The 15,008-nt window shown below is 56.0% G+C and carries 15 protein-coding genes; 3 read left to right on the top strand and 12 right to left on the bottom strand.

Features of this window, described 5'->3' with window-relative positions:
• Positions 1-9: 9 nt before the first annotated feature.
• Positions 10-546: a fimbrial protein gene (locus C3406_RS02510; RefSeq protein ID WP_103823507.1), complete on the bottom strand. Its 537-nt coding sequence runs from the start codon at positions 544-546 to the stop codon at positions 10-12.
• Positions 547-825: 279 nt separating this feature from the next.
• Here C3406_RS02510 and ybiB point away from each other — a divergent pair, with 279 nt between their 5' ends.
• A complete protein-coding gene (gene ybiB / locus C3406_RS02515; protein ID WP_103823506.1) occupies positions 826-1,788 on the top strand; it encodes a DNA-binding protein YbiB in 963 nt (320 codons plus the stop codon).
• 111 nt (positions 1,789-1,899) lie between these two features.
• On the opposite strand, the gene ybiJ is transcribed toward ybiB, so the two are convergent.
• The 5 genes from ybiJ to mcbA form a co-directional block, all read right to left on the bottom strand.
• Positions 1,900-2,160 (bottom strand): DUF1471 family protein YbiJ, encoded by a 261-nt coding sequence (gene ybiJ, locus C3406_RS02520; protein WP_103178785.1) that lies wholly within the window; start codon positions 2,158-2,160, stop codon positions 1,900-1,902.
• Between the two features lie 285 nt (positions 2,161-2,445).
• The gene (locus tag C3406_RS02525; RefSeq protein ID WP_039029401.1) at positions 2,446-2,712 is read right to left on the bottom strand and encodes a DksA/TraR family C4-type zinc finger protein; all 267 of its coding nucleotides are present in this window, start codon (positions 2,710-2,712) and stop codon (positions 2,446-2,448) included.
• 72 nt (positions 2,713-2,784) lie between these two features.
• Positions 2,785-3,462 carry a PKHD-type hydroxylase YbiX gene (ybiX, locus tag C3406_RS02530; protein ID WP_103823505.1) on the bottom strand — a complete coding sequence of 226 codons (678 nt, stop codon included), beginning with the start codon at positions 3,460-3,462 and terminating at the stop codon, positions 2,785-2,787.
• Between the two features lie 41 nt (positions 3,463-3,503).
• Entirely contained in the window at positions 3,504-5,789 is a 2,286-nt protein-coding gene (locus C3406_RS02535; protein WP_103823504.1) for a catecholate siderophore receptor Fiu, read from the bottom strand.
• Between the two features lie 271 nt (positions 5,790-6,060).
• On the bottom strand, positions 6,061-6,321 hold the full coding sequence (mcbA, locus tag C3406_RS02540) for a DUF1471 family periplasmic protein McbA (RefSeq protein ID WP_103823503.1): 261 nt from the start codon (positions 6,319-6,321) through the stop codon (positions 6,061-6,063).
• A gap of 241 nt (positions 6,322-6,562) precedes the next feature.
• On the opposite strand from mcbA, the gene rlmF reads away from it, so the two are divergent.
• Positions 6,563-7,477, top strand: a complete 915-nt coding sequence (gene rlmF, locus C3406_RS02550; RefSeq protein ID WP_158250559.1) for a 23S rRNA (adenine(1618)-N(6))-methyltransferase RlmF — start codon at positions 6,563-6,565, stop codon at positions 7,475-7,477.
• A 34-nt stretch (positions 7,478-7,511) separates the two neighbouring features.
• Here the strand turns inward: rlmF and ybiO are convergent, their stop codons facing one another.
• From ybiO to rhtA, 6 genes are all read right to left on the bottom strand, one after another.
• Entirely contained in the window at positions 7,512-9,725 is a 2,214-nt protein-coding gene (gene ybiO, locus C3406_RS02555) for a mechanosensitive channel protein (RefSeq protein ID WP_103823502.1), read from the bottom strand.
• 135 nt (positions 9,726-9,860) lie between these two features.
• Positions 9,861-10,583: a glutamine ABC transporter ATP-binding protein GlnQ gene (gene glnQ / locus C3406_RS02560; protein WP_039029407.1), complete on the bottom strand. Its 723-nt coding sequence runs from the start codon at positions 10,581-10,583 to the stop codon at positions 9,861-9,863.
• Complete coding sequence (gene glnP / locus C3406_RS02565) at positions 10,580-11,239, bottom strand: glutamine ABC transporter permease GlnP (RefSeq protein ID WP_103823501.1); 660 nt, start codon at positions 11,237-11,239, stop codon at positions 10,580-10,582. The genes glnQ and glnP overlap by 4 nt, the downstream gene beginning before the upstream one ends.
• Positions 11,240-11,355: 116 nt before the next feature.
• Positions 11,356-12,102 carry a glutamine ABC transporter substrate-binding protein GlnH gene (gene glnH / locus C3406_RS02570; RefSeq protein ID WP_103823500.1) on the bottom strand — a complete coding sequence of 249 codons (747 nt, stop codon included), beginning with the start codon at positions 12,100-12,102 and terminating at the stop codon, positions 11,356-11,358.
• Positions 12,103-12,462: 360 nt separating this feature from the next.
• A complete protein-coding gene (dps, locus tag C3406_RS02575) occupies positions 12,463-12,966 on the bottom strand; it encodes a DNA starvation/stationary phase protection protein Dps (protein WP_103823499.1) in 504 nt (167 codons plus the stop codon).
• Positions 12,967-13,245: 279 nt separating this feature from the next.
• Positions 13,246-14,133, bottom strand: a complete 888-nt coding sequence (gene rhtA, locus C3406_RS02580) for a threonine/homoserine exporter RhtA (protein WP_103823498.1) — start codon at positions 14,131-14,133, stop codon at positions 13,246-13,248.
• A 353-nt stretch (positions 14,134-14,486) separates the two neighbouring features.
• Between rhtA and ompX the strand changes: the two genes are divergently transcribed.
• Positions 14,487-15,005, top strand: coding sequence for an outer membrane protein OmpX (gene ompX, locus C3406_RS02585; RefSeq protein WP_103823497.1), 519 nt, complete (start codon positions 14,487-14,489; stop codon positions 15,003-15,005).
• Positions 15,006-15,008: the final 3 nt, after the last annotated feature.

Here is a 15,008-nt window from a genome sequence, read left to right on the forward strand (position 1 = left end):
GCCGCAGGATTAGTTGTACATGACGGTAAAGGTGGAGACCGCATTAGCCGAACCGGCGGTGATGGTGCTGCCGGTCTGGATATAGCGTGCGCCGAATACCAGATCGTTGGTGGTGGTGCCAGACTGCAGCGCATAGCTGGTCGAGGCGGTATAGAGGCTCAGCGGATTTTCGGTTTTATCCAGCAGCTGAATACCCACGCCGGTTGCCGCACCAGTACCTGGGGTGACGGCCAGCACGTTGGCGTTGGTGCCGTCAGCGGAGCCACCAAAGGTGATGGCCGCGCTGGTGATGGTTTCCGGGCAGTCTTTCAGCTGAATATCAAAACGGGTTGTCGCAGTGGTGGAGCCGGAACCGGTAAAGGCCGTTTGCGACACTTTGCCGAGGGAAACATCCAGCGGGCTGCTGACACCATTGACCACCTGGCAGGCGGAGTCGATGATCTCACCCGTAAAATTAATTTGCCCCTCGCCGCTGGTTGCAGCCCAGGCAGAGACAGAACAACATAATGCAGTGGCAATAAAGGTGCCGGAGACAATTTTACGCATAATAATTCCTGAGTGAATTCCGGTGTTTATAACATCCGTTGTGATTAATTTTTGGAAAAAAGCGGGGCGACTTTTTACCGGGGGTAATTTACGAAATTAATCGTTGGCAGATAACTATTGACCCGGTCAATAGTGATTTCATTAATGCTTGATTTTTTATTTTTACTGTAATTACAGTGGGATGGTGTTATTGCCGCCCGGCAGCAATAAGAGAAATGTCTGTCCGATGGCCCCTTATCAACGCTATAGTGTTAACAAGATGTCACAAGGGGAAACAACGTGGATTATCGCAAAATTATCAAAGAGGTCGGGCGGGGGAAAAACCACGCCCGCGACCTGGATCAGGAGACCGCCCGGGCGCTCTATACCGCGATGCTGAACGGCGAGGTGCCGGACCTGGAGATGGGCGGCATTTTGATTGCCCTGCGCATTAAGGGTGAAGGCGAAGGCGAAATGCGTGGCTTCTATGAGGCGATGCAGGCACAAACTCTGCGCCTGACGCCGCCGGTTGCGAAGCCGATGCCGATTGTGATCCCGAGCTACAACGGCGCACGCAAGCAGGCCAACCTGACTCCGCTGCTGGCGATCCTGCTGCATAAGCTGGGTTTCCCGGTGGTGGTGCACGGTGTGAGTGAAGATCCAACCCGTGTGCTGACGGAAACCATTTTCACCCTGCTGGGCATTGAGCCGACCCGTCACGGCGGCCAGGCGCAGGCGAAGCTCGACGGCCATCACCCGGTCTATATCCCGGTGAGCACTCTCTGTCCGCCGCTGGAAAAACAGCTGGCGATGCGCTGGCGCATGGGGGTACGTAACAGCGCCCACACCCTTGCCAAGCTGGCGACGCCCTTTGCAGAAGATGCCGCGCTACGCCTTTCCAGCGTGTCTCACCCGGAATATGTCACCCGCGTGGCGACATTTTTTGCCGATATCGGCGGCAGAGGGCTCCTGATGCACGGGACGGAAGGCGAAGTCTATGCCAACCCGCAGCGCTGTCCGCAGCTAACGCTGATTGATGCAGCGGGCACCCGGGTGGTGCTGGAGCGCGGCGAAGAGAACAGCGACGTTGTGCTGCCGCAGGCAAAAGATGCCGAAACCACGGCGCGCTGGATTGAGGGCTGCCTCGCCGGGCGCGAAGCGGTGCCGCACTCCCTCAAGCTGCAGATGGCCTGTTGCCTGCTGGCGACGGGTCAGGTTGAAACGGTCGAGGCCGGGCTTGAGCGGGTTAACCAGAGTTTTTAACTAAAAAAAGGCCCGTCCAGCGATGGACGGGCCAAAAAATAACAACAGGGTCAATGAGGGTTGGAACATCTCGCCAGCGAACCGGCGAGCAGAGCAGAGATAAGGGTCAGGTTATTTGTAGATAACCGCAGTGCCGCTCAGTTTGTTGTTGGTGTTAGCGGAGGTAATGGTGTAACCGGTCGCGCCAGCCGCTTCAGCTTTCGCCGCCAGGCGTGCTTCCAGACCATCCAGAGTGGTCGCGCCTTCTGCACTGACCACACCGATTTTATTCATGCTGTTTGCCTGGGCAGCGGTTACAGATTCCGCAGCGAAAGCACCGAAAGAGAGGGTGGTCAGGGCAACAGCAGCAACAGCATATTTGATGGTTTTCATGGTCAGTATCTCGCAGGTTATTCTGTTAAGGGGACGTTGTTCCGTCGATGTGATAAGTATCACGCTTTTTTGCGAGCGATAAAATCGAAGAGAATTGACGTCATCATTCGAAAAATTTGAATGACAAATAAGTTATTGAATATTAATAAATTCAGTGAATGGATTTACGTTTCTTGCCGTTGCGCTTTACAGACGCGGCGGTGAGGGCACATTTTGCCAAACCTGCGGTGAAAAAGCGTGCGCTAAAAGGTAATCGCTTGCGTGGCGATGTCGCCGCCCGGCCAGTCATCGCAACTGGCTGTCTTTCGATCCTCTGCGATTATATCCTGCATGTGATGCGTTATGTGAATCTTTCTCCTGCTGACAGGCGATGCACAGCCGCACGCCAGGCACCGCTTTACGCCGCGCTTCGGGGATCGGCTCTTCACACTCTTCGCAGAATTTCAGGCTTTCGCCTCGCGGAATTTCGCCCCGCGCCCGCGCCACCGCATCTTCAATGGTACTGTTGATCTGTTCGTTAACGGCGTCATCATTTGCCCAACCGGAAGCCATAGACCCCTCCTGACAGGTTATTGCGCTGTTCAGTAACTATGGGGCCAAAAAACGTACAATCAAGGCGAACGGCTAGATTTCAGACCATTCACGCAGCAGGTTGTGATAGAGATTCAGCAGGGAGAGCACTTCGTCGCTTTCGCCGTGGCGGGCGCGAAGGGTCTGGATGTTGCGATCCAGCTCGAACAGCATGCCGCGCTTTTTATCGTCGCGGATCATCGACTGGATCCACATAAAGGAAGCTACCCGCACGCCGCGGGTGACCGGCGTGACGCAGTGCAGGCTGCTGGAGGGATAGAGCACCAGATCCCCCGCCGGGAGCTTGACGCTGTGCTGACCGTAGGTGTCGTTCACCACCAGCTCGCCGCCCTCGTAGCTGTCGGGGTCGCTTAAAAAGAGGGTGGCAGAGAGATCGGTCCGCATCCAGCCGCTTTGTAGATGGCTGCGCACGGCGCCGTCAACGTGAAAACCGTAGGTCTCCTGCTGCTGGTAGCGGTTAAACAGCGGGCTTGAGATCTGGCGCGGCAGAGCGGCGGCAAAAAAGAGCGGGTGCTGATTCACCGCCTGCAATACCGCGGCCTGTAGCGTGGCGTAGAGCGGGCTTTGGGTGTCGACCTGCTGGTTGTTTTTAACCTGCGCGCCCTGGTTGCCTACCGTAGCGCGCCCGTCAATCCAGGGGGCCTGCTCCAGTTGGGCGCAAAACTGCGCTACCTCATCGGCGTTCAGCACGCCTGGAATGTGATACATCATAAAAGGTTCTCCGAAAGGTGGGGCCGAAGCCCCACGCGGGATCAGAAGTGCATGTTCGCCGTTAACATAAAGGTGCGTGGCTCGCCCGGATGGTAACGGTAGCCGCTCTTGTTGATGGAGGCGACATAGTCTTCATCAAACAGGTTGTAGACGTTGAGCTGCATGTCGAGGTTGCGGTTGACGCGATAGCCCAGTTTGGCATCCGCCACCCAGTACCCTTCGGTAAACGACGGCGTACCCACTGCGCCGTCAGCGCCGCGATGCATGCTGCCAATATAGCGGGCGCCTGCGCCAACGGAGAGATCGTCCGTGGCCTGGTACTGGCTCCACAGGGTGAAGGCATGTTCCGGGGTATACGGCAGGGAAGATGTGCCATCCTGCGCCACGTCATTGCCGGTGCGCACGCTGGCGCGCTGCTGGGTATAGCCGCCGATCACCTGCCAGGCCGGGGTGATGTTACCCGCTGCCGACAGCTCATAACCTTCGACGCGTTTTTTACCGTACTGGGAGTAAGTGCCGTCGTCGTTCTGCTCGACTTCGTTTTCGATGTCGGTGCGGAAGATCGCCGCGGTCAGCAGCAGACGCTTATCGAGCACTTGCCATTTGGTGCCCAGCTCGCTGGTTTTAGCCTTCTGCGGCTTAAAGTCGGTGCGGTTGGCGCTGCTACCGGTTCCGCCCTGGGCCAACGCGAAGTTATTGCCGCCCGGCGGCTGCTGGGAGATGGCGTAGTTCACATAGACGTTGCCGTATTCGTTCAGGTGATAAAGCGCCCCAGCCTTCCAGTTGACCAGGTTACCGGAGGTAGCGGTATCAATCGTCGTGACCGGGGAACCTTTCGGCGTGCCGGCCGGGCAGGCCACAGCCCCACGCCCCGTGCCGCCGCAGATGCTGGCGCTGTCATATTCGGTATGGTACGTGTCCAGACGAATCCCGCCGTTCAGCTCGAAGTCACGGGTGACCTGCAACGTATCGAAGGCATACAGACCGAAGGTATCGGTCCGGCCATTGGCGTTGGCGCCGCTGTTGTTCAGACCGCCGATGTCGATATTGCTGTTCGGGTGATAGATATTGACCGGCGGCGGGGTGAGGGCATCCACGCCGTAGTTGGTCTGGGTTTCGCGGGTGAACTCCACCCCGGTGCTGATGTCGTGCCCGACGCTGCCGGTATAAAATTTGGTGGTCAGGTTGGTCTGGTTGGTGAGGATCTTGTTGCTGACATCTTTGGTGTTGGCGTTGCGCGACCAGGTCCAGGTGTCCACGTTGTTGCGATCCGGCTGGGTGATATTGCTGGCCCCGCCCATCACGGCGGTCATCAGATAATCCTGCTTCACCCGCGACCAGCGCGTGGTGTTGCGCAGGGTGGTGTTGTCGTTAAAGTCGTGCTCAAAGCGCATCGTGGCGGTGTCAGACGTAGAATCGTCGTAATCGGAATCGGTGCCGTAGAAGTTGCTGGTGTTCACCTTGCCGGAGTGATTCAGCGCCGCGGTGCCCGCCGATGGGGCAGAGTAGCCCGGCAGCCCGATGGTCGGAATGCCGCCATCCGGGGTGTTGTGCTGGGTGACATGCAGGTAGTTCAGGTAGAGGCGGTTTTCCGTTCCCAGCCCCAGGGCGAGGGAAGGGGCCACGCCGTAGCGCTCGTTTTTAACGTTATCGCGCCCTTCATCGTGAGTTTTTTCCCCCATCAGGTTCAGACGAAACGCCGAGGTATCGCCCATCACCTGGTTAATATCGAGGGTTCCACGGCGCATATAGGCGCTGCCAATGCTGGCAGAGGCATCAATACCGGAATCCAGACGCGGCTGTTTGCTGATCATATTGATCGAGCCGCTCGGGGCGCTGCGTCCGTAATCGCTGCCGGACGGCCCTTTGATCACTTCCACCTGTTCGGTGTTGAAGGTGTCGCGGGTGGTGGTGCTGATGTCGCGGATACCGTCAACGTAGATGCTGTTCGAGGTATCCACGCCGCGCATGTAGACCGCGTCGCCGGTGGTGGAGTTGCCGTTTTCACCGGCAAAGAAGGCGCCGACACCCGGGACGTTTTTCAGCGCGTCGGTCAGATTGGTGGTGCCCTGATCCTTCAGCACCTGCTCGGAGATCACCGTCATGGTACGAGTCGTGTCTGCCACCGGGCGGCTGAATTTGGCGTCCGCAGACTTTTGTGGGGCATAGAGCGAAGGCTGGGTGGCCTCTACCACCAGGGTATCGTCAGGTTTGTTATCCGTGCTGTCTGCGGCAAGAGCTGTCGCCACCGGGGAAAGACCGATACACAGACCCGCAAAAAAGGTCAGCGAGTTAAAGCTGTTCGGAACGTTGCGATTTTTATCCATATTGTTTAGCGACTTATAATTTTTAGTATTGAGTTTCCATTACGTTGTCAGGCAGGTATGCGCCTTATCCTGTGCCACGTGATATTTGTAATGAGCCTACAAATGATAATAATTGTGATAAACATTATCATTTGGCGTGACTTTTTATCACTCTCGTCAACAAAATGAAATACGTAAATTTACATTGCCTGCTAAAAAACTTCACAAAGTGGATTTCGGGCAAGAAATGAACTGCACCCCGGGGGATGCAGTTGCAGTGCAGGGCGGGGAATTACTTGTAAATCGTGGCGGTACCGAACATGGTGTTGTCGCCGCTGGCAGAATTCACCACATAGCCTTTAGCACCTTGTTCACGCGCTTTCTCAGCCAGTTTGTCCTGCAGATCGTCAAGGTTTCTTGCGCCAGAAGCCTGCACGGTTCCGGCTGGTCTTAGTTGACCGGTATCGCCATTGCTGAGTGATTCGATTGACCATGCAGCAAACGACGCACCTGCCAGTGAAGCGGCAGCGAGCATTACCAGGTATTTTTTCATAATCACTTCCTCTGATTGACAACGGGTGATGCACAGTAAGTGTAGAACGGGGCAGAGTGTGATTTAGGGCAAAAAATTGATGATGATCTGCTTATTTTTTGAACGACACTTTTTGACAATTTCATGACAAATCAGCGACATACAGGTGACTGATTTCTGGTGTTTTATTCTGCGACGCAGAGAAATATTTACCGTTGCGCCCGCAACGGGTATCTTACGCCGCTGTTTACAGGAGAACGCCATGACATCCCAGAAGCCGGGGTTGCACCCTCGCAACCGCCACCGTAGCCGTTACGACATGAATGCCTTATGCGAGAGCTGTCCGGCGCTGCGCGAATTTATCACCCAGACGCCTACAGGCGAGCCAACGGTGAACTTCGCCGATCCACAGGCGGTGAAGACGCTTAATAAAGCGCTGCTGATGCATTTCTACGGCGTGACGCAGTGGGATATTCCGGACGGCTATCTCTGCCCACCGGTGCCGGGGCGTGCCGACTACATTCACCATCTCGCCGATCTGCTGGCGGAGGGTAACAACGGCGTCGTTCCCGCAGAGGCAACCCTCCTGGATATTGGCACCGGCTCGAACCTCATTTATCCGCTGATTGGTGTACATGAATATGGCTGGCGCTTTACCGGCAGCGAAGTGGACCCGCAGGCGTTTACCAACGCCACGGCCATCATTAACGGTAACCCCGGCATGAGCCGCGCCATCCGTCTGCGTCGTCAGAAAGAGGCCTCGGCGATCTTCACGGGTATCATCCATAAAAACGAACAGTACGACGCCACCCTGTGCAATCCGCCGTTCCATGATTCTGCTGAATCCGCCCGGGCGGGCAGCGAGCGTAAGCGTCGCAACCTCGGCCAGGCGGCCGATGCCGCGCTGAACTTCGGCGGCCAGCAGCAGGAGCTTTGGTGCGAAGGCGGCGAAGTGGCGTTTATCACAAAGATGATTGCCGAAAGCGCCCAGTTTGCCCGTCAGGTGAAGTGGTTTACCACCCTGGTCTCCCGCAGCGAAAACCTGCCGCCGCTCTACCGCGCCCTGACCGACGTCGGCGCGGTGAAAGTGGTGAAAAAAGAGATGGCCCAGGGACAGAAGCAGAGCCGCTTTATCGCCTGGACCTTTATGGACAACGCCAAACGCCGCCAGCGTTAACCGCTTCTCCCCGGTGGCGCTGCGCTTACCGGGGCTACAGGGTGGGCTCCTGCGGTGCTGGTGGTGTCGTGCCCGGCGACGGCAACAGCTGATACATCTGCACCGGCATCCGCACGTTCGCCAGGTCAAAGTGCTTTTTCACCATGCTGTCGAGGGCGAAACGCACCGTCCACTGTTTCAGCGGCTGGGTGGTGAACGACACGCGCAGGGTAAAGGCGGTGCTGGTCAGGCCGACAATCCCGGCAAACGACGGCTCGCCGATAATCAGCCCGCGAATATCCTCTCTCTCCAGCAGCTCATCCACCGCCGCTTTCAGCGCATCTTTCGCTTTTTCGGCATCTTCATGCCTGTCCACGTCATAGTTCGCCACCACCGACCCGATGCCGCGGACAAAGTTGGCAAAGGTAGTGATCGATGACCACGGAATGATGTGATACGCCCCGGTATCCTGCCGCACCCCCACCGAACGAATCGACATCCGCTCCACCGTGCCGGTCAGCGGCCCGATGGTCACCAGATCCCCGGTATTCATCCCGTTTTCAAACTGAATAAAGATCCCGGTGATGATGTCCTTCACCAGCGTCTGGGAACCAAAAGAGATCGCCAGCCCCAGCGCCCCGGCCCCTGCCAGCAGCGGAGCGATGTTGACGCCAATTTCCGAGAGCACAATCATGATGGTAATGGTGCTGATGACAACCGCCAGCGCGTTACGAAACAGCGTCAGCAGCGTTCGGGCGCGGGCGCTGGGCAGTGGGCGGCCATGAATATCTGACGCCAGCCGGTTTTCGATCAGGCTCGCCAGGATCGTCCAGCCGATGGCGGAGAAGAAGAGGATCAGCGCGATACGGATCAGAATATCGACCGTCTTTTCCCCTGCGCCGTTGTGCAGCCAGTTCCAGAAATCGAACAGCCCCCAGGCGCTGAGCAGCAGCATAATGGCCACGCAGACCGTCAGGAACCGCGCCACCTTCAGCGACACGGAGATCCAGCCGTTGAGCCGTTTTTGCAGCTCCGGGTAGCTGCGCTGCACGTGCGGTGAGAGGGTGATGGTTTTAGCCAGCCAGCGGGAGAGCAGCCCCGACACAAAGGCGGCAATGCCGACGATGGCCAGGCTGCGGAAGGTCGCCCCCATCATAAACTTGAGGCTGTTGCCCGGATCGAAGAGGGAGAAGAAGCAGAGCACAATAAAATAGGCGCTCGCCAGCCAGTGCCACACGAGGGCAAAAGCGCGAATAAACAGGCTGAAGAAGGCCAGCGAACGGTCGGCAAGGTGGAGCAGCCCCTCGGTAATGGCGCGCTTGTTATGAAAGATCAGGTACAGCGCCCAGACGGTAATACAGAGCATGATCAGCACGTTGGCCAGGGCGCCAATCTGCACGTTGACCTGATTGGAGATAATTGGCACCGCCACCAGCAGGCCATAGCCGATAAGGCCGCTCAGAATACTCAGGCGTAGCGACCAGTACTGCGCGGCGCTGTCGTTAATGGCGAAAGGTCGCAGATCGGGCACCCGCGGGCAAAATATCAACCGCAGGATCGCTTTGAAGAATTCAATCAGCGCGAAGGCATTGAGGAACAGCGCCTGCTGGAAGGCAATGGTCGGGTTGCCGGTGTTGAGGTACTCGCGCAGCATCTGGCCAATAAACAGGGTTAGCGCCAGCAGCAGCAGATCGATAATAAAGGCCGCGGCGATGGTCAGCGGCAGATGAACCCAGCTGCTGGTTTCGCGGTTCTTTTTGCGCCCCCAGCTCCCCATTTTGCGGTACAACGGCCAGGCGCAGAGCCTCACCATCCAGTAAAAGGCAAAGACCAGTCCGGCCAGGATCAGAAACTGCTGCGCGGCGGCGGTAAAGGTTTGCGGGTTAAAGGCCTTATGCGGGGAGCCGATCAGGTTGCGGTAGAGCTGGGCGAAACGGGAGGCGAGGGCATCGCCATAGTGACGGCTGATATCAGTGACGTTCTCCAGCACCGTTTTCTCTTCGGTGATCTCCGGCGGGGTTATTTTAGGCACCGGTGTCTCAGGCGGTGTGGCAGCTACGCTGCGCAGCTGATCGATCAGCTCCTTGCGCGAGGCGTCATTTTCCAGCACATCTGCCAGCGCCGAGTAGGCCGCCTTTTTCTGCTCAACGTCCGGCTCCGGTGGCGGCGTGCTCTGCTCGCTGGCAGTGGCGGCGGGAATGCCCGGCAGGCTGACGGCCTGGGCAGGCAGACAAAACAGGCTTATCAGGAGCAGCAAAATCCACGGCACGATGTCCTCCGGTGACAAAATTGTGCAAAGTGATAAGTATAGAAGGCGAGCGGAAGCGGGGGGTTTTTGGGAGAATTCCGGCAATAAAAAAGCCGGGTGGCGGCTACGCCTACCCGGCTTACAAAAGGCAAAAACTTACGAAACGTGCTGCAAAAACTCCTGCAAACGCTGGCTCGGTGGGTTCTCAATCAACGTCTGCGGATTGCCATCTTCGGCAATACGGCCTTTGTCGATAAAGATCAGGCGTGAGGCCACTTTCTCAGCAAAGCCGATTTCGTGGGTCACGATCACCATGGTCATCCCTTCTTCCGCCAGATCCTGCATAACCTTCAGCACTTCGTGGCGCAGTTCCGGGTCGAGGGCCGAGGTTGGCTCATCGAAGAGCATCATCTTCGGTTTCACCGCCAGCGCACGGGCGATGGCCACGCGCTGCTGCTGGCCGCCGGAGAGCTCGGACGGGTAGTGATGCCCGCGCTCCGCCAGCCCCACTTTCGCCAGCAGCTCTTTTGCAAGCCGCTCGGCTGCCGCTTTGTCGGCACCGCGCACACGCAGGGGGCCAAACATCACGTTTTCCAGCGCCGTCAGGTGCGGGAAGAGATAAAACTGCTGGAACACCATGCCCGCTTCCTGGCGGATCAGGCGTTCGTCCACTTTCGGGTCGTTGACCTTCAGGCCATCGACAATCAGATCGCCGCTGGTGATCTCCTCCAGCTTGTTGATGCAGCGCAGCAGGGTCGATTTACCGGAGCCGGACGGCCCGATAATGACCACCACTTCGCCGGTCTGAATAGTCAGGTCGATGTTGTGCAGCACCTGGGTCTGACCAAAGTGCTTGGAAACGTTTTTAAATTCAATCACAGGATTTTCATCCTTTTTTCAAGACGACGCAGCACGAAGCTCAGCGCCAGCGTAATAATCAGATAGACCACGGCCACGGCGCTCCAGATCTCCAGCGCACGGAAGTTACCGGCAATGATCTCCTGGCCCTGACGGGTCAGTTCAGCCACGCCGATAACAATGAACAGCGAGGTGTCTTTAATGCTGATGATCCACTGGTTACCCAGCGGTGGCAGCATACGGCGCAGCGCCAGCGGCAGGATCACGTGGCGGATGGTTTCGCGACGGGAGAGACCCAATGCCAGACCAGCCTCGCTGAAGCCTTTATGGATCGACAGTACCGCACCGCGGGTGATCTCGGCGATATAGGCGCCGGAGTTGATCATGATGGTGACCACCGCCGCGCTGAAGGGGTCAATGCGCAGGTCGGTAAAGGCCATCGGCAGGGCGAAGTAGATAAACATCACCTGCACCACAATCGGCGTGCCGCGGATCACTTCGATGAAAACCAGCGCTACGTGGTTGGCTATCCAGCCGCCGTAAGTGCGGGCAAAACCGGCGACAAGGCCGATAATCAACCCGCCAACCAGACCGAGGACCGAAATCCACAGGGTCATTTTGGCGCCTTCAAGCAAAAGAGGAATGGCGGGCCAGATGGCGCTCCAGTCAAACTGCATGATGAGTTCCTGTATACCGTGGTGAAAACAAACAGTCAGCGACAGTGTGCGTGACTAAAATTGCAGGCCCGGTGAGCGCGCGCCACCGGGCCTGACAGAGCCTGGGTCAGGCTGAATTATTTAGGTTCAGTACCGAACCATTTTTTATAGATTTCGTTGTAAGTGCCGTTCTCGCGCAGGGTTTTCAGCGCGCCATTCACTTTAGTACGCAGCTCGTCGCTGCCTTTCGGGAAGGCGATACCGTATTCCTGTGCTTCCAGGGAATCACCTACCGCTTTGAACTTGCCATTGCCTGCGGTTTTGATGAAGTAAAGGATGTTTGGTGTGTCGTGCAGCACAGCGTCAGCACGGTTGGTGCCGAGTTCCATATAGGCGTTATCGATATTCGGGAACTGGCGCAGATCTTTCGATTTGATGTTGGCCTTGGCGTAATCAACAGAACCGGTCCCGCTCTTCACCGCAATCACTTTGCCGTCGAGATCTTTCACGCTTTTAACGTCGTTGTTATCCGCTTTCACCATCACCAGCAGGCCGCTTTTGTAGTAGCCGTCAGAGAAGTCGATCGCTTTTTTACGTGCGTCAGTAATGGTGATACCGGCCAGCGCCAGGTCAACGTTTTTGGTTTGCAGTGCCGGAACGATGCCGCTGAAGTCCATAGGCTTCAGGGTGTAGTCCAGCTTCAGTTCTTTCGCGATAGCCGCCCAAAGATCCACATCAAAACCAACGTACTGGTCGCCCTGTTTAAATTCGAACGGTACGAAGGCGGTGTCGGTGGCAACAATCAGTTTCTTATCAGCAGCCTGAGAAGAGACCGCAAAAGCCAGGGTAAGTGCAGCCAGTGAAACTTTTAATACAGACTTCATAGCATTTCCTTTTATATCCACGGGGCGATCCCCTGCGAGAACGAACGCTCTATGAAAAAATCGTGCCAACTTTACAACGTGTTGTTTTTGCAAGGCCAGGACGGATTTCATTGCACAAAAAAGGTCACAATGGCGGTCAATTGCACCATAACGAAGCACTGTTTTGGTGCAGTGAAACGCCATCACTAACGGTTATGCTATTTAGCGCAAATATTGATGAGAAAACAATCTTTCATTAACGATTGTGTGAGGTGATTATTACAAATGCTTTACGTTTGGCGGGGGAGAGGAGAAATGACTGCACCATAAAAGTGCAAAACCCCCGCCAGGAGCGAGGGTGTGATAGCAAAATGCTATGGATTACTCGATGTTAGACTCGATGAACCACAGGAACTGATCCAGGTCGCGAGAAGCCGCGGTCAGGATATCCGCCGTGTCTTCGTCTTTCACTTCGCCAATCGCTTTACGCACGTCGTTGGCGACAACAGCATAACGATCCGCCAGCTCTTTCAGGTGGTCCTGAACGCTGTGGATATCCAGCGGGTAGCTCTTCAGCGGGGTTTTGCTGTTGATCACCTGGGTTGTACCCAGCGCCACGCCGCCCAGCTGTACAGCGCGTTCAGCCATGGTATCCAGGTGAGTAGTCAGTGCAGTGCGGAAGCCATCCAGCATCTCATGCACAGCAACAAAGTTGGCACCGCGCATATTCCAGTGAGCCTGTTTAGTAATCAGGGACAGGTCAATGAACTGGATCACCTGGCGATTCAGCAGCTCAATCGTCGCTTTCTTATCGCTGTCTGACACATCGTTACGGGTATACAGCAGATTAGGTGCTTTTGTTTTTACCAGTTTAGCGGTAGGCATAATCTCATTTCCTCTTGATGTTGGCGTCCAAAGTTATTTCGAAATTAAGTATAGCACCGGCTATAGATAGCGCGACCGGGTCCTGCCTATCGGTTTAATAGTAAAAGGTTGGTTGTGATATATAACTATTTGAAAACAAATGGATACTTATATCGGTGGGTAAATTAATCTTATTTTTGAAGGACTTTGAAGGAGGGGCGTAAAATATTTCAAAATAATGACGCTAATGCGAATGGGAATATTTTGCCGGGGAACCGCTCCCCGGCAAAATAACGCCCGCTAGCGAATATCCACCTCTTCGACTTTACTCTCCCGGCGCAGGGTGAGGGTCGAACCCATCGAGGCGGCAATGATCGAGCAGAGCGCCAGGGTCTGGGTGAAGGTCAGGGTTTCGCCGAGGAATATCATTCCGGATATCGCCGCCAGCGCCGGTTCCATACTCATCAGGGTACCGAAAATTCGCGTAGGCAGACGCGTGAGGGCAATCATCTCCAGCGAGTAGGGGAGCGCGGTGGAGAGCACCGCCACCGCCAACCCCACCGGCAGGATTGACCACTGCCAGATCGATTCTGTGGCCTGGGCCATCCCCAGCGGCACAAAGATGATAGCGGCGATAAGCGATCCCAGCGCCACGGTGGCCGGACCATGCTCTTCGCCGGCGCGCTGTCCGGTCAGAATATAGATGGCCCAGCAGGCACCTGCCCCCAGCGCCAGCGCTGCGCCGGTGAGATCAACGTGCGAGACGTCCTGGCCCAGCGGCAGAAGAAACCATAGCCCGAGCACCGCCAGCACTACCCAGATAAAGTCCACCGGGCGTCGGGAGGAGAAGAGCGCTACCGCCAGCGGGCCGGTGAACTCCAGCGCCACGGCGATCCCCAGCGGCACCGTCTGAATCGACAGGTAAAAGAGGTAGTTCATCGCCCCCAGCGACAGTCCGTAAAAGAGCAGGGGCAGGCGCTGCTCCTTCTGAAAGCGCAACCGCCAGGGTTTAAAAATCACAACCAGGATCAGGGTACCGAGCGCAATACGCAGCGCCGTCACGCCAGGGGCACCCACCACCGGAAAGAGCGATTTTGCCAGCGAAGCGCCGCTCTGTATGGAGAGCATGGCAATAAGAATGACGATTACGGGCAACCAGACCGGCGCCCTGCGAGACAACCCAGGCATCCTTTCTCCTGTCAGTTTGTGTCAAAGGAAGTAAAGAGGAGGAGTGTAAAGGAAATAACGCCGGGCGGTTGAGACTTTGTTGAAAAAAGTCGTCACAAATCCGTAAAATGGCCTCATGCGGCAGAATGATTTCTGTAACAGATTAGGAATCATCTGGATGAATGTATTGTGACTGACGCGCACTATTAGCGTTATGAAACACAAATGTGGTGTTTTTTGAACAAGATAGCTGCTGGTAGAAATGTTTAGTTACATGAAAACCCGCGTTAGACATCACGAATCACAAAGAGTTCACAAGTTTTTTTGATATATTTAAAACTTACGGATTTACTTGAAGCACATTTGAGGTGGTTATGAAAAAAATTGCATGTCTTTCAGCACTGGCGGCCGTTCTGGCTGTTTCCGCAGGTTCCGCAATGGCAGATACGTCCACCGTTACCGGCGGTTACGCTCAGAGCGATATGCAGGGCGTAATGAACAAAACCAACGGTTTCAACCTGAAATATCGCTACGAGCAGGATAACAACCCACTGGGTGTTATCGGTTCCTTCACCTACACTGAGAAAGACCGTTCTGAAGACGGCGCGTACAACAAAGCTCAGTACTACGGCATCACTGCTGGCCCGGCTTACCGTCTGAACGACTGGGCAAGCATCTACGGTGTTGTGGGTGTTGGCTACGGTAAATTCCAGCAGACTGAAAACCAGGGCTTCAACCGCACTGCAAGCAATAGCGACTACGGTTTCTCCTATGGCGCAGGTATGCAGTTCAACCCAGTTGAAAACGTTGCGCTGGACTTCTCTTATGAGCAGAGCCGCATCCGTAACGTTGACGTTGGCACCTGGATCGCGGGCGTAGGTTACCGCTTCTAATCA

Origin of the sequence: Leclercia sp. LSNIH8 (assembly GCF_002920195.1) — a bacterium.
In the GTDB taxonomy this organism is placed as follows: domain Bacteria; phylum Pseudomonadota; class Gammaproteobacteria; order Enterobacterales; family Enterobacteriaceae; genus Enterobacter.

Bases quoted from the DNA above. Each gene is read 5' to 3' on its own strand.
- C3406_RS02535 (WP_103823504.1), bottom strand. From the start codon at position 5,789: ATGGATAAAAATCGCAACGTTCCGAACAGCTTTAACTCGCTGACCTTT.
- rlmF (WP_158250559.1), top strand. From the start codon at position 6,563: ATGACATCCCAGAAGCCGGGGTTGCACCCTCGCAACCGCCACCGTAGC.
- dps (WP_103823499.1), bottom strand. From the start codon at position 12,966: ATGCCTACCGCTAAACTGGTAAAAACAAAAGCACCTAATCTGCTGTAT.
- ybiX (WP_103823505.1), bottom strand. From the start codon at position 3,462: ATGATGTATCACATTCCAGGCGTGCTGAACGCCGATGAGGTAGCGCAG.
- glnP (WP_103823501.1), bottom strand. From the start codon at position 11,239: ATGCAGTTTGACTGGAGCGCCATCTGGCCCGCCATTCCTCTTTTGCTT.
- C3406_RS02510 (WP_103823507.1), bottom strand. From the start codon at position 546: ATGCGTAAAATTGTCTCCGGCACCTTTATTGCCACTGCATTATGTTGT.
- mcbA (WP_103823503.1), bottom strand. From the start codon at position 6,321: ATGAAAAAATACCTGGTAATGCTCGCTGCCGCTTCACTGGCAGGTGCG.
- C3406_RS02525 (WP_039029401.1), bottom strand. From the start codon at position 2,712: ATGGCTTCCGGTTGGGCAAATGATGACGCCGTTAACGAACAGATCAAC.
- rhtA (WP_103823498.1), bottom strand. From the start codon at position 14,133: ATGCCTGGGTTGTCTCGCAGGGCGCCGGTCTGGTTGCCCGTAATCGTC.
- ybiJ (WP_103178785.1), bottom strand. From the start codon at position 2,160: ATGAAAACCATCAAATATGCTGTTGCTGCTGTTGCCCTGACCACCCTC.
- glnH (WP_103823500.1), bottom strand. From the start codon at position 12,102: ATGAAGTCTGTATTAAAAGTTTCACTGGCTGCACTTACCCTGGCTTTT.
- ompX (WP_103823497.1), top strand. From the start codon at position 14,487: ATGAAAAAAATTGCATGTCTTTCAGCACTGGCGGCCGTTCTGGCTGTT.